The following is a 19,090-nucleotide window of genomic DNA, read 5'->3' as shown; positions in this document are numbered from 1 at the left end:
TGCTCATTCCACTTCCATATATCCCGAATGATTGATTAAACAGACCCGGTCCGGGCGCTTGAGGTGGTAGCGATGTGGCGGAATACGCACATGAGTTGGGGAATCGTCAGTATCCTGCTGCACTGGCTGAGTGCCATCGTCATTATCGGTCTGTTTATTCTCGGTTGGTGGATGATCGGTCTGGGCTATTATGACGCCTGGTATAACCTGGCACCCTGGTGGCACCGCTCCATCGGCTTGCTGCTTCTCTTCGCTACCTTGTTCAGAATCGGTTGGCGGCTCCTGCAGCCCACCCCTCGGGCGCAAGGTAAGCCTCTGGAGAAGGTTGCGGCCCATATCGGTCATATTGCGCTTTATGTGCTTTTGCTCGTGGTCATGGTGAGCGGTTACTTGATTTCCACAGCCAAAGGCCGTGGGGTCAGCGTTTTCGGCTGGTTCGACGTGCCGGCCCTGGCCAGTGACTTGCCCAACCAGGCGACTATCGCGGGTAACATCCATTGGTATGCCGCGTTGCTGCTCATGCTGCTGGCGGCAGGTCATGCCCTGGCTGCTCTGAAACATCATTATATCGATCATCACGACACATTGACTCGGATGCTCAAGCCAAAGCGCTCCGGTTGATCCCAGTATCGTGAAGTTTTTCAGCGTACGGTTGTAAAAGCCGACGTGATTGTTACCACGCACCAAGGAGAAACGACTATGTTGAAGAAAACCGCCATCGCCGCTGCACTGGCTTCCGCCATGCTGGTTCCGCTGAGCCAGGCCCAGGCAGATGAATATGTCCTGGATACGGAAGGCCAGCATGCCTTCGTTCAATTTAAGATCAGCCACCTGGGTTACTCCTATATCCTGGGCAGCTTTGAAGAGTTCACCGGAAGCTTCCATTACGATCCCGAAGACCTGGAAGCTTCCGAAGTCGAAATGGAAGTTCAGGTCAACAGCCTGAACACCAACCATGCTGAGCGCGATCGTCACCTTTTGAGCGACGATTTCCTCAATGCCGAAGAGTACCCCACGGCAACGTTTACTTCGACGGGCTTCGAGCCGTCGGGTGACAACGAGGGCACCCTGAAAGGCGAACTCACCCTGCACGGCCAGACTCAGGAAATCGAGCTGCCGGTTACGCTGCTGGGCGAAGGCGAAGATCCCTGGGGTAACTACCGCGCCGGTTTTGAAGGTAGCACCATGTTGACACTCAGCGATTACGATATCGACATGAGCGATTTCCCCGAAGCGATGCACGAGCTGGAACTGTACGTGACCTTCGAAGGCATTCGTCAGTAACACCCACTACTGCGTGCTTCCGCCACCACCCCTTACTGGGGTGGTGGTTTTTTTCGGGCCGTTACAATAGTTTTTTTGATTGACCGAGGAAGCAGTGTGGCTTCACCTTCAACACCTTCTGCATCGCAGAGCATGGCGCGTACCTTGTGGCAACAGACCTGGCCGATGGCGATCGGTGTGCTGGCGCTGCTGGGTTTTCAGCTGGTCGATAGCGCCTTTATCGCCCGGCTGGGCACGGCTCCCCTGGCCGCCCAGTCGTTTACCTTCCCATTGTCCTTTCTGATTATCGGTATCCAGGTGGGGATGGGGATTGCCATTGCCGCCTTGATCTCGCGTGCCCTTGGCGCGGGAGAAAATGAACGTGCCAGACGCCTGGGCAGCCTGGTGCTATTGATAGGCAATAGTGTCATCGCGATGCTGGCAGGCCTGCTATGGCTCCTCCAGGCTCCCGTTTTCTCCTTGCTCGGAGCCGATCAATCCACGCTGGGCTTGATACGAAGCTACTGGACTCCACAATTGCTTGCCGCATGGGTAGGGGCGGTTCTCTATTTCGTCTATAGCATTTCCCGTGCCCATGGTGACACCCGGCTACCGGGCAAGTTGATGGTGGCGACCAGCCTGATCAACCTGATTCTGGACCCTATATTGATTTTCGGCATCGGAAGCTGGGAAGGCATGGGTTTGCCGGGAGCTGCCTGGGCTACGGTGGTGGCGTTCACTTCCGGCTTGTGGGTGGCCGGGGCCAAGGTGCAGCGTGCCGGCTGGATCTCGCTGCAAGCGCTGGGAGAGGAAGCGCGTGTCTCGTTGATTCCTTTTGCAGGAATCGCAGGTCCTGCGATGGTCAGCCAGTTGATGCCTCCCCTGGCCGCCATGCTGGCGATTTCCATCGTGGCGAGCCTGGGAGAAACACAGGTGGCGGCATGGGGATTGGCAAGCCGCCTGGAGACCGTCTCCTTGATGGTTATTCTCGCCATGACCATGTCGCTTCCGCCCTGGCTTGGGCGCTGTTATGGCGCGGGGGACTGGACACAGATTCGAAATTTGCTGTCTTTGGCCCTCAAGGTGGCGGTGGGGTGGCAGCTACTCTTGGGCTTGGTGATAGCCTTGCTGTCCCCGTGGGTGGCGCTACTGCTGTCGGGAAACCCGGACGTGCAGAGCGAGCTGGCCTTGCTGATTCGCTTTTTATTGCCAAGCTATGCCGCGTTGGGGGTATGCATGCTGGTAGTGTCGGCGGGCAATGCCCTGGGGTGGCCGCTACGTGCCATGCTGCTGTCCAGCGCTCGCTTGTTCGTCTGTTATCTGCCCTGCTTGTGGTTGGGAAGCCAGTGGGGATGGCAAGGCCTGGCGGTGGGAGCGGCGGCCGGCAATGTTCTGGCCGGGTTGCTTGCCTGGGGAGTGTTGCGCCGAATCCTGTCCAGCCCGAAGAGACGGGCTGGACAGCAAGCGAGCTCCTGACCGACGGGTCAGCGGGAAATGGATGAGCGCCTTGCTTCCTGGAAGGCAAAGTAGACGAACAGCAAGGCCATGACCAGATACCCCAGCACGAAGTCGGGAGCGGCATTGAAGGCGAGTTTCGGCGCGTGCATCAAGCCGACGAACGAGAAGCTCGCGGCAAACAGGGCAAATATCGCCGCGCGCCGGAACTGGTGGTCGATCACGGAAACGGTCATAGCGCCGATAAAGATGGCCATGAACATCGCCCCTTGCCCCATTGCCACGATCGAGCTGGAAATGTCCGCTACCACATCACCCGCGCCGCGATTGAAGCGGGTCATCACATAGTTGGCGAAATAGGGCAGCATCGCCAACGCGACGGCGGGATAGTAACGAGTGTCATTGGACTGGAACGCCGTGGCGATCATCGACATGCCGACGAACACCAGAATAGGCGCTACCACCGATACCGGGATGATGGCGGCCAGGGCGGCAATCAGACCGAACATCGTGGCGATACCGTAAACGGCGCCGTTGAGGATGCTATAGCCGCGTCCGGCACCCATCCATTTCGCCCCTACGGTGGCGATGTAGACCGTGGTGGGGAATACACCGCCAAACAGGGCGCCGATCATTGTCCCCACGCCATCGACGGCCTGGCACTCGCGAACGTCATACTTGTCGCCGGCGGCTTCCATGGCTTCGACGTTGTTCATGGTCTCGATGGCGTTGTAGAGCGTGATGGGCAGAACCACGGTCAAAACCGCCAGCATGCTGGTGAAGAGCAGCCCCAGCCCCTCCAGCCAGGCCGTGCCGGGAAGCAGCGGATAGAAGCCGAGGTGGGTGAAAGCATCGCTGAAATTGTCGCTACCTGCATCGCCGATCAAGTAGGCCATCGCCGTGCCGACAATGATGGCAAACAGGGAGGTGGGCAGGCGAAAGGGCATGGTCACGCGAGCCACCAGACCGACAATGATGATTGCCAAGACCAGCAAGCCAATTATCGGCATCTCGAGCGTCTTGAATAGCATTTCGCCGGCAATGAAGGTAAGCGCCACGCCGGCAACAGCTCCGAGCATGGCGGCACGCGGCAGATGATATTGCACCCAGCGGCCCACCAGGCTGATCGCCGCTTCGATGGCGCCGCTGATGAAGCAGGCCGCCACAGCAACCTTCCAGGCCAGTTCGGCGTCACCGGTAAGCTGTTTGGCGGGGAGCAGCACGCCGAACAGGAAGACGAACATGACCGGCGTGGAGATGCCGTAGGAGAGGGCGGTCACATCGCTGCGATTCTCCTTGCGCGCCAGCCGCGAAGCACTCCAGGCGTAATAGAAATTACCCGCCATGACTGCAACGGCGGCACCGGGAAGTACCTGGCCGAATACGATGGAGGCAGGGAAGTCCATACCCAGCATGGTGATGGCAATAATGACGAAGTTAGCAATATTGTTCTGAAAGAGCGCGAAGAACGCATCGGTATCTTCTTTCTTGTACCAGGGGTAGTGAACGCGGGGAGCCGCCATGTCGAGCCTCTTGTTCGTTGGGGGTTGTATACAAGGCAGCGGTCAGTGTGCCGATGATCTGACTAATCGGTCAAGTGAAGGCTGCCGGGAACGCCACCAGGGCGCCCCAGGCTCCGGCGGCGAGCGAGGAATTGTACACAGACGCATCGTGAAAAACGCCGGGTACGCGCAAAAAAATGCCCGAGGGTAACCCGGGCATCTCGATACTGGCTTTGCCGTGACACTTACTTGCGACTCACGGTTGCGACTAACGGTGCTTGCCGCTATCGGCGCAAATCAGTTGACCGCGGCAATAGCCTTGGCCAGGTAGGGTAGGTTCTCATGGGAGAAACCAGCCACATTGGCACGTCCCGAGCGCACCATGTAGATACCGAACTCATCGCGGAGGCGGTCGACCTGCTGGGGAGTCAAGCCGGTATAGGAGAACATTCCACGCTGCTCGGCCACGCATGCGTACTTCTGGTCCAGTCCGTAGGGCTTCAGGGCTTCGACGAAATCGCGGCGCAGAGTATTGATACGATCGCGCATTTCGGTCAGCTCTTCGCGCCACATGGCAGCAAGTTCTGCGTTGTGTAGGATTTCGCTGACAATCGCACCGCCATGGGCCGGTGGGTTGGAGTAGTTCTCCCGCGCGACGATGGCCACCTGGGAGCGAACGTTCTCCATCTGCTCGGCATTCTTGGCCACCATGATCAGGCAACCCGTACGTTCGCAATAGATGCCGAAATTCTTCGAGCAGGAACTGGTGATGATCACCTCGTCGAGCTGCTCCGCCATCAGGCGAACGCCGAAGGCGTCTTCATCCAGCCCTTCGCCAAAGCCTTGGTAGGCAAAGTCGATCAGCGGCAGCAGGTTGCGTTCGCGTACCACCTCGAGTACCTGTTGCCACTGCTCCTGTGAAAGATCGAATCCGGTCGGGTTGTGGCAGCAGGCATGCAGGACGATGACGTCACCTTCGGGAATCTGCTTTACGGCGGCCAGCATACCGGCGAAATCCAGGCGATTCTCCGCATCCACATACGGATACTTGTGCAGCGTGATACCGGCGGCAGTGAATATGCCATGATGATTGGGCCAGGTCGGATCGCTGACCCAGATTCCCCTGCCCGGCAGCTGGGTGGCGATGAAGTCCGCCGCCAGGCGCAAGGCGCCAGTACCGCCGGGTGATTGGGTGGCGCTGGCACGTCCGGCCTCGAGTACCGGCGAATTTTCCCCCAGTACCATGGGCAATATGACTTCACCATAGGACGGAGCACCATGGGAGCCAATGTAGGTCTTCGTGGTTTCGTTCTTGAGCAGCAGGGCTTCGGCTTCCTTCACGGCTCGCATGACCGGCGTGTTGCCTTGGGCATCGCGATAGACACCGACACCAAGGTCCACTTTCTGGGGGTTCGTGTCTTTCTTGAAAGCTTCGATAAGCCCTAGAATGGCGTCTCCGGGGACCCGCTCAATTTGCTCGAACATTTATTTCGCTACCTCGTCGGTTCTGGCGGCAAGAATGAAGTCATTGTGAGGCAGGCCGGGGCGTGGGTCATCAGGTCTCGGTGACTCGCCTCTACTCGGTAACAAGGACCGGATGGTAACCAGCCTGCTCGGCGAGCTCGCCCACGCTGTGTAAAAGCCAAAGCCTGGGCGAAGTCGTCAAACGCAAAGCTTCGCATCGATTTCATATCGGTTTCATGATGCCATCGTGCTCGACAATGCGCCACTCTGGAACTTGCTCGCACAGGCGCCCGCTCTCATTTCGTCGAGAGGTATCGCCCCCTGTGACATGCTGGCAGGCTTGGCTGGTAAGCCCTTGCTGGAACAAGCCACCAGTGTTGATTACGTTTAGCTATAATTCGTTTTATTTTTATCGAGATATGTCCTTGAGCAACGAGACTTTCTTTTCTCAGAATACCTTTCTGAGTGCGATTTTCCCTCAGCAGGCCGGAAGCGTGAGCCTGGTAGGGGCCGGGCCTGGCGATCCGGAGCTGCTGACCCTGAAAGCCTACAAGCGACTCCAGCAGGCGGACGTGATTCTTTACGATCGTCTGGTCAGCACGGAAATACGCCAGCTAATCGCGCCGCAGGCCGAGCAGTTCTATGTAGGCAAGGCCCGTTCCTTTCATAGCGTGCCTCAGAACGAGATCAACGAAGCCCTGGTGGGATGGGCGCACAAGGGCAAGCGGGTCGTAAGGCTGAAAGGCGGCGATCCCTTTATTTTCGGCCGTGGTGGGGAAGAGCTGGAAACCCTGCTGGACGCGGCGATCAATGTCGAGGTGGTCCCTGGGATCACGGCGGCCTCGGGCTGTTCCGCCTATGCCGGCATTCCCCTGACCCATCGCGACCATGCTCAGTCGGTGCGTTTCGTTACCGGACACTTGAAAAGCGCTGATGCCGAACTTGATTGGGACTCTCTCTCCCGGCCGGGACAGACTCTGGTGTTCTACATGGGGCTTGGCAGCATCGACTTTATTCGGCAATCGTTGATCAACCATGGCATGCCCGAGGAGATGCCACTGGCATTGATCGAACAAGGAACCACCAGGCGCCAGAGAGTCTATATCGGTTCCTTGTCGGCACCTCCCACGGCGCTAACAGACGGAATCGTTCAGCCACCGACTCTGCTCATTGTCGGCAGCGTGGTATCGCTACACGGTCGTCTGGACTGGTTTTCACCGGCAACGGGATTAGCCACGGGTTTCGAACCCGGTGAGGCAAGCTTGCCCCTGCGTAAGCCGCCGGAGAGCTGATGCGCTAATTCGATGCGGGCTACCGTTTAGAATTTATCGCCTATCTTACTGGCCAGTAGCGGTTGGCTGTGTATGCTGTTAAGTAGGTTTCAGACGCCTTCGCTTCACGCAAGCGATATCTCAATCAAGTGGATCAGTGGTATCTATCCAACTCAAGAGAGGGAAATATCATGTCGGAAACACCTAGCTCGGATACACCCAAACCGGAAAACAATGATTCTAAAAACAATGACCTTAAAAACAACGACCCAAAGAACAATGAGCCTAGAGGTAACGGCAGCGGGCCGGGAAGCCGGCACGAGCCAGTCGGTGCGACGTCTCAATCAAGCATGAAAGGATTGTTTCAGGATAATCGCGTGAAGATTATCGCCGCCATTGCAGTGATCGCGGTGATATGGGCGATCATGGCGCAAAGCAGTGCCGGTTCTCGTCAGGACGAAATAGACACCCTTGAAAGCCGCTTGACGACAATGGAGAGTGAAAACAGGAGCCTGAATGCCCGCTTGACCGAGGTGGAAGAGGCAGAAACCAGCATCGAACAATTGCAACAAGAGATCGAGTCTCTGGAGCAGCAACGACTTCAACAGCAACAATCCATGGAGGAGAACCGGGCGAACGCTGAAGAAGTACAAGGCAATCTCGACTCGCTGGTGAGTGAGCAGGAGACCCTGCAGAGCGATATCCAGGCGCTGGAAGAACAGCGATCCTCCATAGAGGATGAAGTCTCGGGACTGCGTGATGAGCTGGAACAGGTGCAAACCGCACGAGACGAAACCGAGCGCGCCCGTCAGGAAGCCGAGCAGGCTCGCCAGGACGCCGAAGATGCCCGCCAGGAAGCAGAGCAGGCCCGTCAGCAAGCCGAAGAAGCCCGTCAGCAGGCGGTGGAAGAGCGCAATGCCGCCGAGTCTTCGCTGGAAGAGTTGAGCAACCAGACTCAACAGGCCGAAGAGCAGCTGAGCGGATTACAGGAGGAAGTCCAGAGCCTGCAGAGCCAGCGTGATGAGCTTGGCCAGGAAATGGAAAATCTGCAGAGTGAACGTGACACCCTGCAGAACGATGTTGAAGGCATACAGGGCCTGCTGGAGGAAGAGCAGCAAAGCCTCGACCAGGTGCGTAGCGAGCGCGACGACTTGATGGTCGCACTCGATATCGGCCGTGAAGAACTGGCCAGAGTTGAAGAGCAGGTCAGCGCGCGTGAGGAACGTCTCGAGCGCCTGGAAACTCAGCTCTCCGACTGGCGTGAAGAACTTGCCAACCTTGAGTCTCGGCTTGCCGAAGATGAGCAGGAAGTCGAGAACCAGCAGAGCCAGACTTCCTCGAGCCAGCAGTCTTCTTCGCAATCGCAGTCTTCCATGGATCAACAGTCGTCCTCGGGACAACAGTCTGTGACAAATTCACCGTCCGCTTCGAGCCAAGAGTCCTCTTCGCAGCAGCAATCCGAGCAGCAGCCCGCCCCGGGTGAAGGGAATGACGCGTCCGAGCAAGAGCAGGAGATCCAGTCCACGACTGAACAGAGCGCTGGCTAACGAGTCTTCGTCAGTCTAGCGTCAGCCAAACGGCAGCTGTTGACCAAGCAGCTGCCGTTTCTGTTGGAAAAGCGTTTTACCCGGACGCCTCCGAAGGTATCATTCCTGCAGTTTTAAACGTTGAGTATCGAGGAGTCGCGCGTGATCGAAGGAGTCAAGCACATAGTAGCCGTCGCGTCCGGCAAGGGCGGTGTGGGAAAATCCACGGTAACCGTGAACCTTGCACTGGCGTTGGCAGCCGAGGGGCATCGCGTGGGAGTACTCGATGCCGACATTCATGGCCCCAGCCAGGCGCAAATGCTGGGTATCGCCGAGGGTTCGCGTCCGCAGCCGGCGGGAGAAAACAGCTTTCACCCCATGCGTGCTCATGGCATCCAGGCGATGTCCATGGCGTTTCTTGTGGATACCCGTCAGCCGATGGTGTGGCGAGGGCCGATGGTGGTCGGTGCCTTTCAGCAGCTATTGACCCAGACGGCATGGGAGGACGTGGATATACTGCTTATCGACATGCCGCCGGGCACCGGCGATATCCAGTTGACGCTTTCGCAGCGCGTACCGGTTTCCGGTGCGGTGATCGTGACGACTCCTCAGGACATCGCCTTGCTGGACGCGCGCAAGGGCATCGAGATGTTCCGCAAGGTCAGCGTGCCGGTATTGGGAGTGGTGGAGAACATGAGCCTTTACCAGTGCGAGGCGTGTGGTCATCAGGCACCGATCTTCGGCACGGGCGGAGGCGATAAGATCGCCGCTGAGTATGATACCCGGGTTCTGGGACGACTCCCCTTGACGTTATCCATTCGTGAGCTGGCAGACTCCGGCAACCCCAGTGTGGCTGCGGAACCCGAGGGAGAGGTCGCCCAAGTATTCCGCGAGATCGCCCGTCAGGTGGCGGAACAGGTTGCGAGCAGTTCCGATGACGGGCCGTCCATTTCCTTTAGCGAGTAATCGAGTACCCCATGAGTATCAAGTCTGACAAGTGGATACGACGCATGGCCGAGCGTGACGCCATGATCGAGCCTTTCGAGGCGGAGCAGGTGCGTTACGTGGATGGAAAGCGCGTCATTTCCTACGGCACCTCCAGCTACGGTTACGATGTGCGCTGTGCCGATGACTTCAAGGTTTTCACCAATATCAATTCCGCCGTGGTGGACCCCAAGGCATTCGATGAAAAAAGCTTTGTCGATGTGAAAGGAGATGTTTGCGTCATTCCGCCCAACTCCTTTGCGCTGGCGCGGACCGTCGAATACTTTCGTATTCCTCGTAGCGTGTTGACCATCTGCCTGGGCAAATCCACCTACGCGCGTTGCGGCATCATCGTCAACGTCACACCTCTGGAGCCGGAGTGGGAAGGGCATGTCACCCTTGAATTCTCCAACACCACCAATTTGCCGGCCAAGATCTATGCCCACGAGGGGGTAGCGCAGATGCTGTTTCTGGAATCAGACGAGGTATGTGCTACCTCGTACAAGGATCGAGGCGGGAAATACATGGGGCAGCGTGGCGTAACACTGCCGCGCACCTGAGCTAGGCGTCCGCTTAAAAGCTGACGAAATGAAAAGAGCCGAGATGTAGTGATACGTCTCGGCTCTTTGTTGTTGCACGCTCAATAGGCGTTAACCGTGAGCGTAACGGCTCTCATGCCTAGCTGTTTACTCTTCGCCTTCGTCCAGTTCCTCGGCGGCATCTTCATGCGAGAGGCGCATGCCGTACGGCGGCAGCGCAACACCATCCATAGTGGCTGAGTCACCGCTGAACTGCAGGCGTCCTTCGAGAAACCAGCGCACAGCAATGGGATAGATCAGATGCTCGCGGGCATGCACCTTCTCTTTCAAGCTGTCGACGGTATCATCCTCGGCTACCTTGACCACGGCTTGCAGCACTACGGGGCCGCTATCCAGTTCTTCGGTCACGAAATGCACGCTGCAGCCATGTTCCGAGACGCCGTCGGCCAGTGCCAGGGCATGCGTGCCGAGTCCTTGATAGGCGGGTAGCAGTGAGGGATGGATATTCAGCATGCGGCCCAGATAGCGTTGCACGAAGCGTTGACTGAGAATGCGCATGAAACCGGCCAGAACGATCAGGTCCGGCTCGTGGCGTTCGATCACCTTGATCAGTGCGCCGTCGTAGGCATCGCGATTATCGTACTCCCCGTGGGGCAGGACGACGGCATCGATGTTTGCGTCGCGGGCGCGCTGCAGCCCGTAGGCATCGGCGACATTCGATACCACCGCGACGATTTCACCGCCCAGGCGGTCGTGTTCCTGGGCATCGATCAGGGCCTGCAGATTACTGCCATTACCTGAAATCAGAACCACGACCCGGGGTGGGCGGGTAGTTTCGGGGGTAAAGCCGCCCAGACCTTCTCCGTTGAAGTCCGAGTCGCTCATGAGGCAAGGTTCTCCAGAACGACCGCTTCTGCCTGAGCTTCGTGCGAGACGATGCTACCGATACGGTAGACACTCTCGCCTTGCGCCTGCAAGTGAGCCCTTGCCTGATCGGCTTTTTCCGCCGGCACCACGATGACCATGCCGATACCGCAGTTGAGTACGCGGTACATTTCGTTCTCTTCGACATTGCCCTCGGCCTGCAGCCAGTCGAAGACCGCAGGACGAGTCCAGGCAGCGGCATCGATGTGCGCTGCCATCGATTCCGGCAACACACGTGGTAGATTTTCCAGCAGACCGCCACCGGTAATATGCGAGAGCGCATGGACCGGAACGCCGCTATCACGCAACAGCGAAAGTAACGGTTTGACGTAGATGCGAGTCGGCGCCAATAACGCCTCCCCCAGGGTCCGACCATCCATTTCCATGGTGAGATCCGCGTCACTGACCTCGAGTATCTTGCGAATCAGTGAGTAGCCGTTGGAGTGCGGACCCGAAGAGGCCAGGCCCAACAGCACATCGCCTTCGCCGACCTTGCTGCCATCGAGGATCTCGGATTTTTCGACGATGCCCACACAAAAACCAGCCAGGTCGTAGTCGCTGCCTTCGTACATGCCCGGCATTTCTGCGGTTTCGCCTCCCACAAGAGCACAACCGGCCTGCTCGCAGCCGTCGCCGATACCGCTGACGACATCGGCGGCGATATCCACATCCAGCTTGCCCGTGGCATAGTAGTCGAGAAACAGTAGGGGTTCGGCACCGGCGACAATCAAGTCGTTGACGCACATGGCGACCAGGTCGATCCCGATCGTATCGTGTCGGCCGAGATCCATGGCCAGGCGCAGCTTGGTGCCGACGCCGTCGGTACCGGTGACCAACACGGGCTCCCGGTAGCCGGACGGAAGCTGGCATAATGCACCGAACCCGCCCAGGCCGCCCATGACTTCAGGACGGGTCGTCCGTCCGGCCACGTGCTTGATGCGATCCACCAGGGCATTACCGGCATCGATATCAACGCCGGCGTCCTTGTAGCTCAAGGAGGGCTTGGCGGGCTGCGAAGAGGAAGTCTCGGTCATGACGGATCCTGTGAAGCAAGAATGACGACGCTTACCGTCGGCCAGGCAGGCCTGCGCCGGTGATAATGTTAAGCGCGGATTGTAGCATCAGCTTGGGCGCCTCGCACCGCCGGCGCTCTGTCCTGGAAGGAGTTTATTGCATGCGAAATACGTGGTGGGCCGCTATCGGCATTGTGATCGTGGGGCTGCTGCTCTATCGCCTGGATGCGGTGCTCATGCCATTCATCGCCGGGATGATCCTCACCTATCTGGCCGACCCGATGGCCGACCGTTTCGAGCGTTGGGGGATGAACCGACCGTTTGCGGTAAGCAGCGTGTTCCTGGTGCTGCTGTTTATCATGGTGGTTGCATTGTTGATCCTCGTTCCGCTTGCCGTACATCAGATTCGGCAATTAGGTGCAATGACTCCGGGAATCTTCGCCTGGGTAGAACAAGTGCTGGCACCTCAGGTATTCGAGTGGACGGGGTACGACCTGACCGGCGAACTGGAAAACGTGCAGCAGATGATCGGGGACAACTGGCGGGATGCCGGCAGCTATCTGGCTCAGCTGCTGGGCCAGGTGGGGCGCTCGGGAATGGCCTTTATTTCATGGGTAACATATGTCGCCCTGATTCCCGTCGTGGCGTTTTATCTTCTACTGGACTGGGATCGGCTGTTGCAGAGCATCCATGATCTGTTGCCACGGCGCTGGGAACCCGATGTGACAAGACTTGCCAAGCGCTGCGATGAAGTGCTTTCTGCCTTCCTGCGGGGGCAGCTTCTGGTGATGCTGTGCCTAGGAGGTATCTACTCCATCGGCCTGACGCTGATGGGGTTGAGTTTCGGTCTGCTGATCGGACTGATGGCGGGTCTTGCCAGTATCGTACCGTTTCTTGGGTTTATCGTCGGTATCGGTGTCGCTCTGGTCGTCGCCTTCTTTCAGTACGGTACCTGGTGGGCGTTGCTGGCAGTGGTGGCGATTTTCTCGTTCGGCCAGTTGATGGAAAGCGTCGTGCTTCAGCCCAAGTTGCTTGGCGACAAGATTGGTCTGCATCCAGTGGCGGTGATTTTCGCGGTACTGGCCGGGGGCAGCCTGTTCGGCCTCACGGGCGTCCTACTGGCGTTGCCGATTGCGGCTGTCATCGTGGTGCTTTTGAAGGAGGTTATGGAACGCTACAAGAACAGCGACCTGTACGATACACCCCGGAAACTTCAGCAGGAGGAAGAGTCGTCATGAGCCGATTGCCGGCGCAATTGCCACTGGGAGTGGGGCTGCGTGACGATGCCACGTTCGCCAATTTTCTGCCCGCCGACAATGCTTCGCTGGTCGCACATCTGAAGCACCAGCTGACCCCGCAGGGAGAAACCTATCTCTATCTCTGGGGGCAGGCAGGAACGGGTCGCAGCCACCTGCTGCAAGCCGCTTGCCATGCCGCTTCGGATAATGACAAGCGAGCCCTTTACCTGCCACTGGCGGACCTGGGGCACTTTCCACCGTTGATGCTCGAGGATATCGAGCGTCTGGATCTAGTGGCTATCGATGACCTGGAATGTGTGGCGGGCCGCAAGCGTTGGGAAGAAGCCTTGTTTCATGCTTTCAACCGCTTGCGCGATGCGGGGAAATGCCTGGTTATCGCGGCCTCCGCCTCTCCCAGACAAGTCGGGGTGCAACTACCCGATCTGGCATCGCGACTGGGCTGGGGGGTGACCTACCATGTGCAGCCGCTGGATGATGGCAAACGTCTCGAAGCTTTGCAGCTTCGCGCCAAGGCCAGGGGAATGCAGCTTCCCGAGGATGTAGCCCGATATATCCTCCATCGCGGCCCGCGTGAATTGGCCGAACTGTGTCGCGCGATGGAGGTGCTGGATCAGGCGTCCCTGTCGGCGCAGCGCAAGCTGACCATTCCGTTCGTGAAACAATCGCTGGGTTGGTAGCGGCTGGTGATACTGTCGTGATTCGATGCTAACCCGTACCAGGCGATCAAACAGAAAGCCGCCGCCGAATCAATTCGGCGGCGGCTTTCGTTTTGCTGCGAGCAGCAGCGGAGCTCAAGCTCGTGCGCTCACATCAGTACGGGACGTTCAAGCGCTCTTGGTGGCGACTTCCTGAGCTTGCTTGACGTTGTCTTCAGTCAGTTTCTGGCTCTTCTGAATGAAATCCTGTTGCAGTGACACTACCTTGTCAGCATCGCCCTTGACGCGTTCGGTCAATGACTTGGCCACTTTCTGCTGGCTTTCCATGTAGCTGCGCAGGCCTTCTGCATCCTTGATACTGAAGAATTCACGCACCTGAGCCAAGCCGGTATCGCTGTATGCCTTGCCGGCATCCAATTGGGCATTGATCATTTTCTCGGTGAAATCGGCACTCAAGGTGGCGTAGGCACGCAGGGGCGCCATGAACAGGTTATCGAATTGCTGAGTCATTTCATTGGTGTTTAATGTACGCATTGCTAGCACCCTCCAGGGTCGTTCAGGCTTTGATCAGAATTGGCCAGGCAAGGCGCTTCTGATCTTCATGCAGCGCAGCATAACAAGTCGTTTTGTGCGGTGCAACATTCTTACGTATGCATTTGAAGTATCTCTACAGGCGTGACGATGAGAGGCACTTGCATGAAGCTAGAAATGCCACCATGGTGATATCAGATAGTGCCTTACGACGGAATGTATACCGAGAGGAGACCAACGAATGGATACACGCATAGAGCGCGATAGCATGGGCGAGCTGGAAGTGCCGGTTGATGCGCTTTACGGCGCACAGACCCAGCGGGCAATCAATAATTTTCCGGTATCGGGGATGCCGCTCCCCAGCCAGTTCATTCATGCCATAGCACGTATCAAGCTGGCGGCGGCGAGCACCAATCTGGAACTGGGGCTGCTCGATGCACCGCGCGCCGAGGCGATCATCAAGGCGGCGAAAGCGGTAATTGAGGGCGACCACGACGACCAGTTTCCCGTGGACGTGTTCCAGACCGGTTCGGGAACGTCAAGCAACATGAACGTCAATGAAGTCCTGGCGACTCTGGCCTCACGTGATGGGGTGGACGTGCATCCCAACGATCATGTCAACATGGGTCAGTCGAGCAACGACGTCATTCCGACGGCTATTCACGTGGCGGCTGCGCTCGGCGTGACGCAGACGTTGCGCCCGGCCTTGATCCATCTGCGCAAACAGATTGCGCAGCGTGCCGATGAGTGCCGGGAAATCGTCAAGACTGGCCGTACGCACTTGATGGATGCCATGCCGTTGCGTATGGATCAGGAGCTGGGCGCCTGGGGTAGCCAGGTGGGGCAGGCTATCGAGCGAGTCGACAGCGCCTTGGTGCGCCTGTGTCGTCTGGCGCAAGGGGGTACGGCAGTGGGTACGGGTATCAATGCGCCGCCCCAGTTTGCCGAAATGATGGCCCGCCGACTCAGCGAGCAAACCGGTTTGTCGTTTGTTCCCAATGACAGCTTCTTCGCCAGCCTCGCCTCACAGGACGCGGCGGTGGAGCTCTCCGGTCAGCTCAAGGGCCTTGCCTGTGTGGTAATGAAGATTGCCAATGACCTGCGCTGGATGAATTCCGGCCCGTTGGCGGGGCTTGGCGAGATCGAGCTGGAGGCGCTACAGCCGGGCAGCTCCATCATGCCGGGCAAGGTCAATCCGGTGATTCCGGAATCCGCCGCCCAGGCCGCGGCTCAAGTGATCGGCTATGACACGGCGATCACCGTGGCCGGGCAGAGCGGTAATTTCCAGTTGAACGTCATGTTGCCTCTGGTTGCATCCAATTTGCTGAGTTCCATCACGCTGATGGGCAATACCGCGCGGCTATTGGCGGATCGAGCCATCGCCACATTCAAGGTTCGCGAAGATAACCTGCAACAACCTTTGGCCCGTAACCCCATTCTGGTGACGGCTCTCAATGGCGTGATTGGTTATAACGCCGCGGCTGCCATTGCCAAACAAGCCTACCAGGCGGGGCGGCCCATTCTCGATGTGGCCCAGGAACAGACCGACCTGAGCCGCGAAGAGCTGGAGCGTCTGCTCGACCCGATGAAGCTGACCCATGGTGGCGTTCCCGAGTAGCGTCGAGAATCACTCCCGGGGCTGGGTCGTTGACTTGGCCTTCTCGATGGTTTGCCTTGCTTCCTGTCGCTCTTCGCTGTCGGCGCTGGGAGTGTCATGTTCGTCGGCCCGAGAAGGCCGATAACGCAGGCTTACCAGGATGGGAAAGTGATCGGAGCCGAAGGCGGATAAACGCTGCATGGATAGCAGGGTGAATTCCTGGGTCACAAAGATGTGATCGAGAGGCCAGCGAAGCGGTGGATAGTGGGCATGGAAGCTGCTGAACATGCCACGCCCTCGACGTGGATCGAGCATGCCGCTGATACGGCAGAACGCCCGAGTGGTGCGTGACCAGGCTACGTCATTGAGGTCGCCGGCAACCAGGGTGGGGTAAGGCTTCTTGTGGATCGTCTTGCCTACCAGTAACAGCTCGCCATCACGCCACAGGGAGCGTTTGCTTTCACTGGGTGCCGGGGGGCGGGGGTGTACGGCGTAAAAGCGTATACGGCTGCCGTCTTCCAGCACCAGGTAGGTAGTGATGGAAGGGATATCGTCCTGTATCAGCCAGTTGACCTTGGTGTCCTCCATCGGTAGTCGGGAGTAGAGATGCATCCCGTACAGGTTATCCAAGGGAATCTTGACGCTATAAGGCCACTCTCGATCGAGGTGAGGGTCCAGCTGGCTTTGCCACCATTCATCCGACTCCAGAGTCAATATTACATCGGGCTGGCGCGCCTTGATCATGTCGATGAGGGTGTCGGCCTGACGATTGGGAGTCAACACGTTGGCAATCATCAGGGTAATGCCTGGCGCCGCTTCCGATTCATCGGCGTCATTCACATCCTTGGCCCATAGGGGCGTCCAGGGAAGAATATGGCGAAGCTGGAGTGCGACCGTCAGTAGCGCGACGCAGATAGTGAATATACGCCATGAGGTGGAGATAGGGAGTACCAAAGCCAGTAACAACGGAAACAGGGCAAGAGTGGCTATCTGCACGCGGGGAAACTCGAAACTGCGAATCCACCACCAGCGCATGGGTACCCGAGCAATCACGGTGGCGAGAAATAACAGGACTGCAATGCTTCCTAGCAATGGGCCGAACATGGCCTGACTCCAGAATGGTACCGCTGGGCAGCGCGGAGACTCGTTGTTGCCCAAGACGATACATGTATTGATCCAGCATCTCCTCGGCTTAATGGCCATGATCCTGGTTGGCTTCGCTGTTTTGACATGTTGTCGAGGCGACGCCTCGTTCGTTCCCATCAAATAATGTATCCCGCTTGTCGTCAAGACGGGCGGACGACTCGAGCAAGCGTCATGCTGCTAGAGAGCTAAAAACGCTTGCATTTCAGCGGCGGGTCCGTAGAATACGCATCCGTTGCACGGCAGCAGGACCATAGCTCAGTTGGTTAGAGCGCCACGTTGACATCGTGGAGGTCGGCGGTTCAAATCCGCCTGGTCCTACCAGATCGTTTTATCAACGACACGCCGCAGCCCGAACAACAGGACCATAGCTCAGTTGGTTAGAGCGCCACGTTGACATCGTGGAGGTCGGCGGTTCAAATCCGCCTGGTCCTACCAATGAAACGCCCTTGCACTAAGTGCAGGGGCGTTTTTGGTTATGATCGTTTCTACTTGTGGGTTAGGCTCGCGCTTGCCAGTCGGGCAGGTCGGTACGCTGGACAAAGACACGCATCAAGTCTGTGATTCCAACAGCGTCATGCTCGCTGAATCGGCCGGGAAGCGGGCTGTCGAGGTCCAGCACGCCCCATACACTGTTGCCGGTCACCAGAGGAATCACCAGCTCTGCACGTGAATCGGCATCGCAGGCGATATGATCGGCGACCGCATGGACGTCCTCGATACGTTGGACCATTCGTGTGCGGGCGGCGGCGCCGCAGACGCCCTTGCTGAAAGGGATCGGGTGGCAGGCCGGCTTGCCTTGGAAAGGCCCTAGATGCAGCATTTCAGGCTGGCGCTGTAGATAGAACCCCACCCAGTTGAGATCGGCGATTGCCTGCATCAGAAAAGCGCAGGTCTGAGCGCTGTTGGTCAGCCAGTCGCGCGTATCCAGCAGGGCATCCAGCTGGCGGCTGAGCAGGGCGTATTCGGGTTTCGTACTGGACATGACGTGCCAGGCTCCATGATCGAATTATGCAAAAGACGTTACTAATGCGTTTTATCAATGCGTTTTATAAATAAATCAGGCCGGCACATGGCCGGCCTGATAGCTGCTTACAACAAAGACGAAGTGGGTATTACTCGGCTTCAGTCCAACCCGGCACCGCACCGCCCTTGAACAGCTCTTCCGCTTTTTCGATGACTTCTTCACGCTGGTAGGCATCCACCAGCTGACGAATATCTTCGCGTGTTTCGTCACCGCCGCGCACCGCGATCAGATTGACGTAGGGAGACTCGGGGCCTTCCTTGATCAAGGCATCATCGAGGTGCAAGCCGGCCGGCTGGGCGAAGGTGTTGTTGATGAAGGCCATGTCGACATCCGGGAGCACACGCGGCAGCTGAGCGGCTTCAATCTCGCGGAAGCGGAAATTGCGCGGGTTTTCGGCAATATCGATCGGCGTGGCTTCAAGGTTTGTCGGATCTTCGAGGGTGATCAGGCCTTCGTTATGCATCAGAATCAGCGCGCGACCTTCGTTGGAAGGGTCGTTGGGCAGCGCGATCTGAGCACCGTCGGGCAGCTCGTCGATGGAAGAGTGCTTTTCGGAATACGCACCGATCGGATAGACGAAGGTGTAGCCGGCAATGGCGAAGTCGTAGCCACGGTCATTGACCATGGATTGCATGTAGGGCTCGTGCTGATAGGCGTTGGCATCCAGGCTGCCATCAGCCAGTGCGGCGTTGGGTGTGACGTAGTCGGTGAACTCGATGATCTCGACGTTCAGGTCGTACTCTTCCTGGGCAATGCGAGCCGCAACCTGCATGACTTCAGTTTCGGGGCCGGCGACGGTGCCCATCTTGATGGTACGCGTTTCGGCAGCGGCAGTATTGACGGCAAGTGCAATGGCGGTAAGGCCGCCCAGTAGTAGCTTATGCATTTCAGCAGTCTCCTCTATGTAGTGAAGCAACCTGAATGATATTGCGGGAA

The 19,090-nt window shown here is 57.9% G+C and carries 18 protein-coding genes and 2 tRNA genes; 12 read left to right on the top strand and 8 right to left on the bottom strand.

Features of this window, described 5'->3' with window-relative positions; genetic code table 11:
- The first annotated feature begins 72 nt into the window (after positions 1–72).
- The 3 genes from R5M92_RS05730 to R5M92_RS05720 all read left to right on the top strand — a co-directional run bounded on the left by R5M92_RS05730 (position 73) and on the right by R5M92_RS05720 (position 2,739).
- A complete protein-coding gene (locus R5M92_RS05730; RefSeq protein WP_346798509.1) occupies positions 73–621 on the top strand; it encodes a cytochrome b in 549 nt (182 codons plus the stop codon).
- A gap of 78 nt (positions 622–699) precedes the next feature.
- Positions 700–1,284, top strand: a complete 585-nt coding sequence (locus tag R5M92_RS05725) for a YceI family protein (protein WP_346798508.1) — start codon at positions 700–702, stop codon at positions 1,282–1,284.
- 132 nt (positions 1,285–1,416) lie between these two features.
- Positions 1,417–2,739, top strand: a complete 1,323-nt coding sequence (locus R5M92_RS05720) for an MATE family efflux transporter (protein ID WP_346799262.1) — start codon at positions 1,417–1,419, stop codon at positions 2,737–2,739.
- Between the two features lie 8 nt (positions 2,740–2,747).
- On the opposite strand, the gene R5M92_RS05715 is transcribed toward R5M92_RS05720, so the two are convergent.
- Together R5M92_RS05715 and R5M92_RS05710 are read right to left on the bottom strand one after the other, a co-directional pair.
- Entirely contained in the window at positions 2,748–4,241 is a 1,494-nt protein-coding gene (locus R5M92_RS05715) for an NCS2 family permease (protein WP_346798507.1), read from the bottom strand.
- Positions 4,242–4,517: 276 nt separating this feature from the next.
- Positions 4,518–5,705, bottom strand: coding sequence for an amino acid aminotransferase (locus R5M92_RS05710; RefSeq protein ID WP_346798506.1), 1,188 nt, complete (start codon positions 5,703–5,705; stop codon positions 4,518–4,520).
- Between the two features lie 473 nt (positions 5,706–6,178).
- Between R5M92_RS05710 and cobA the strand changes: the two genes are divergently transcribed.
- The 4 genes from cobA to dcd all read left to right on the top strand — a co-directional run bounded on the left by cobA (position 6,179) and on the right by dcd (position 10,025).
- Positions 6,179–6,976, top strand: a complete 798-nt coding sequence (cobA, locus tag R5M92_RS05705; RefSeq protein WP_417339128.1) for a uroporphyrinogen-III C-methyltransferase — start codon at positions 6,179–6,181, stop codon at positions 6,974–6,976.
- 356 nt (positions 6,977–7,332) lie between these two features.
- Complete coding sequence (locus tag R5M92_RS05700) at positions 7,333–8,502, top strand: kinesin (protein ID WP_346798503.1); 1,170 nt, start codon at positions 7,333–7,335, stop codon at positions 8,500–8,502.
- A gap of 144 nt (positions 8,503–8,646) precedes the next feature.
- Positions 8,647–9,447, top strand: a complete 801-nt coding sequence (gene apbC / locus R5M92_RS05695; protein ID WP_346799261.1) for an iron-sulfur cluster carrier protein ApbC — start codon at positions 8,647–8,649, stop codon at positions 9,445–9,447.
- A gap of 11 nt (positions 9,448–9,458) precedes the next feature.
- Positions 9,459–10,025, top strand: a complete 567-nt coding sequence (gene dcd / locus R5M92_RS05690) for a dCTP deaminase (RefSeq protein ID WP_346798501.1) — start codon at positions 9,459–9,461, stop codon at positions 10,023–10,025.
- Positions 10,026–10,151: 126 nt separating this feature from the next.
- Here dcd and purN read toward each other — a convergent pair whose 3' ends face one another.
- Positions 10,152–10,889 (bottom strand): phosphoribosylglycinamide formyltransferase, encoded by a 738-nt coding sequence (gene purN / locus R5M92_RS05685; RefSeq protein ID WP_346798499.1) that lies wholly within the window; start codon positions 10,887–10,889, stop codon positions 10,152–10,154.
- Complete coding sequence (gene purM / locus R5M92_RS05680; protein WP_346798498.1) at positions 10,886–11,962, bottom strand: phosphoribosylformylglycinamidine cyclo-ligase; 1,077 nt, start codon at positions 11,960–11,962, stop codon at positions 10,886–10,888. The genes purN and purM overlap by 4 nt, the downstream gene beginning before the upstream one ends.
- 140 nt (positions 11,963–12,102) lie before the next feature.
- Between purM and R5M92_RS05675 the strand changes: the two genes are divergently transcribed.
- On the top strand, positions 12,103–13,179 hold the full coding sequence (locus R5M92_RS05675) for an AI-2E family transporter (protein WP_346798496.1): 1,077 nt from the start codon (positions 12,103–12,105) through the stop codon (positions 13,177–13,179).
- Positions 13,176–13,877 (top strand): DnaA regulatory inactivator Hda, encoded by a 702-nt coding sequence (hda, locus tag R5M92_RS05670; RefSeq protein WP_346798495.1) that lies wholly within the window; start codon positions 13,176–13,178, stop codon positions 13,875–13,877. The genes R5M92_RS05675 and hda overlap by 4 nt, the downstream gene beginning before the upstream one ends.
- A 147-nt stretch (positions 13,878–14,024) precedes the next feature.
- Here the strand turns inward: hda and R5M92_RS05665 are convergent, their stop codons facing one another.
- Positions 14,025–14,390, bottom strand: coding sequence for a phasin family protein (locus tag R5M92_RS05665; RefSeq protein WP_346798494.1), 366 nt, complete (start codon positions 14,388–14,390; stop codon positions 14,025–14,027).
- Between the two features lie 238 nt (positions 14,391–14,628).
- Between R5M92_RS05665 and R5M92_RS05660 the strand changes: the two genes are divergently transcribed.
- Entirely contained in the window at positions 14,629–16,005 is a 1,377-nt protein-coding gene (locus R5M92_RS05660) for a class II fumarate hydratase (protein ID WP_346798492.1), read from the top strand.
- Positions 16,006–16,014: 9 nt separating this feature from the next.
- On the opposite strand, the gene R5M92_RS05655 is transcribed toward R5M92_RS05660, so the two are convergent.
- The gene (locus tag R5M92_RS05655; RefSeq protein ID WP_346798490.1) at positions 16,015–17,088 is read right to left on the bottom strand and encodes an endonuclease/exonuclease/phosphatase family protein; all 1,074 of its coding nucleotides are present in this window, start codon (positions 17,086–17,088) and stop codon (positions 16,015–16,017) included.
- Positions 17,089–17,374: 286 nt separating this feature from the next.
- Between R5M92_RS05655 and R5M92_RS05650 the strand changes: the two genes are divergently transcribed.
- Positions 17,375–17,451, top strand: a tRNA-Val gene (locus R5M92_RS05650).
- Between the two features lie 37 nt (positions 17,452–17,488).
- Positions 17,489–17,565, top strand: a tRNA-Val gene (locus tag R5M92_RS05645).
- Positions 17,566–17,626: 61 nt separating this feature from the next.
- Here R5M92_RS05645 and R5M92_RS05640 read toward each other — a convergent pair.
- The gene (locus R5M92_RS05640; RefSeq protein ID WP_346798488.1) at positions 17,627–18,112 is read right to left on the bottom strand and encodes a GAF domain-containing protein; all 486 of its coding nucleotides are present in this window, start codon (positions 18,110–18,112) and stop codon (positions 17,627–17,629) included.
- A 130-nt stretch (positions 18,113–18,242) separates the two neighbouring features.
- A complete protein-coding gene (locus R5M92_RS05635) occupies positions 18,243–19,040 on the bottom strand; it encodes a MetQ/NlpA family ABC transporter substrate-binding protein (protein WP_346798487.1) in 798 nt (265 codons plus the stop codon).
- Positions 19,041–19,090: the final 50 nt, after the last annotated feature.

This window comes from Halomonas sp. Bachu 37 (assembly GCF_039691755.1).
Lineage (GTDB): Bacteria > Pseudomonadota > Gammaproteobacteria > Pseudomonadales > Halomonadaceae > Vreelandella > Vreelandella kashgarensis.
This window is presented reverse-complemented; position numbering and strand designations above follow the sequence as displayed.

Coding starts and splice junctions, on each gene's coding strand:
- purN (WP_346798499.1), bottom strand. CDS start 10,889: ATGAGCGACTCGGACTTCAACGGAGAAGGTCTGGGCGGCTTTACCCCC.
- R5M92_RS05730 (WP_346798509.1), top strand. CDS start 73: ATGTGGCGGAATACGCACATGAGTTGGGGAATCGTCAGTATCCTGCTG.
- R5M92_RS05675 (WP_346798496.1), top strand. CDS start 12,103: ATGCGAAATACGTGGTGGGCCGCTATCGGCATTGTGATCGTGGGGCTG.
- hda (WP_346798495.1), top strand. CDS start 13,176: ATGAGCCGATTGCCGGCGCAATTGCCACTGGGAGTGGGGCTGCGTGAC.
- R5M92_RS05640 (WP_346798488.1), bottom strand. CDS start 18,112: ATGTCCAGTACGAAACCCGAATACGCCCTGCTCAGCCGCCAGCTGGAT.
- R5M92_RS05655 (WP_346798490.1), bottom strand. CDS start 17,088: ATGTTCGGCCCATTGCTAGGAAGCATTGCAGTCCTGTTATTTCTCGCC.
- R5M92_RS05660 (WP_346798492.1), top strand. CDS start 14,629: ATGGATACACGCATAGAGCGCGATAGCATGGGCGAGCTGGAAGTGCCG.
- R5M92_RS05635 (WP_346798487.1), bottom strand. CDS start 19,040: ATGCATAAGCTACTACTGGGCGGCCTTACCGCCATTGCACTTGCCGTC.
- purM (WP_346798498.1), bottom strand. CDS start 11,962: ATGACCGAGACTTCCTCTTCGCAGCCCGCCAAGCCCTCCTTGAGCTAC.
- R5M92_RS05665 (WP_346798494.1), bottom strand. CDS start 14,390: ATGCGTACATTAAACACCAATGAAATGACTCAGCAATTCGATAACCTG.
- R5M92_RS05725 (WP_346798508.1), top strand. CDS start 700: ATGTTGAAGAAAACCGCCATCGCCGCTGCACTGGCTTCCGCCATGCTG.
- R5M92_RS05710 (WP_346798506.1), bottom strand. CDS start 5,705: ATGTTCGAGCAAATTGAGCGGGTCCCCGGAGACGCCATTCTAGGGCTT.
- R5M92_RS05720 (WP_346799262.1), top strand. CDS start 1,417: ATGGCGCGTACCTTGTGGCAACAGACCTGGCCGATGGCGATCGGTGTG.
- R5M92_RS05715 (WP_346798507.1), bottom strand. CDS start 4,241: ATGGCGGCTCCCCGCGTTCACTACCCCTGGTACAAGAAAGAAGATACC.
- dcd (WP_346798501.1), top strand. CDS start 9,459: ATGAGTATCAAGTCTGACAAGTGGATACGACGCATGGCCGAGCGTGAC.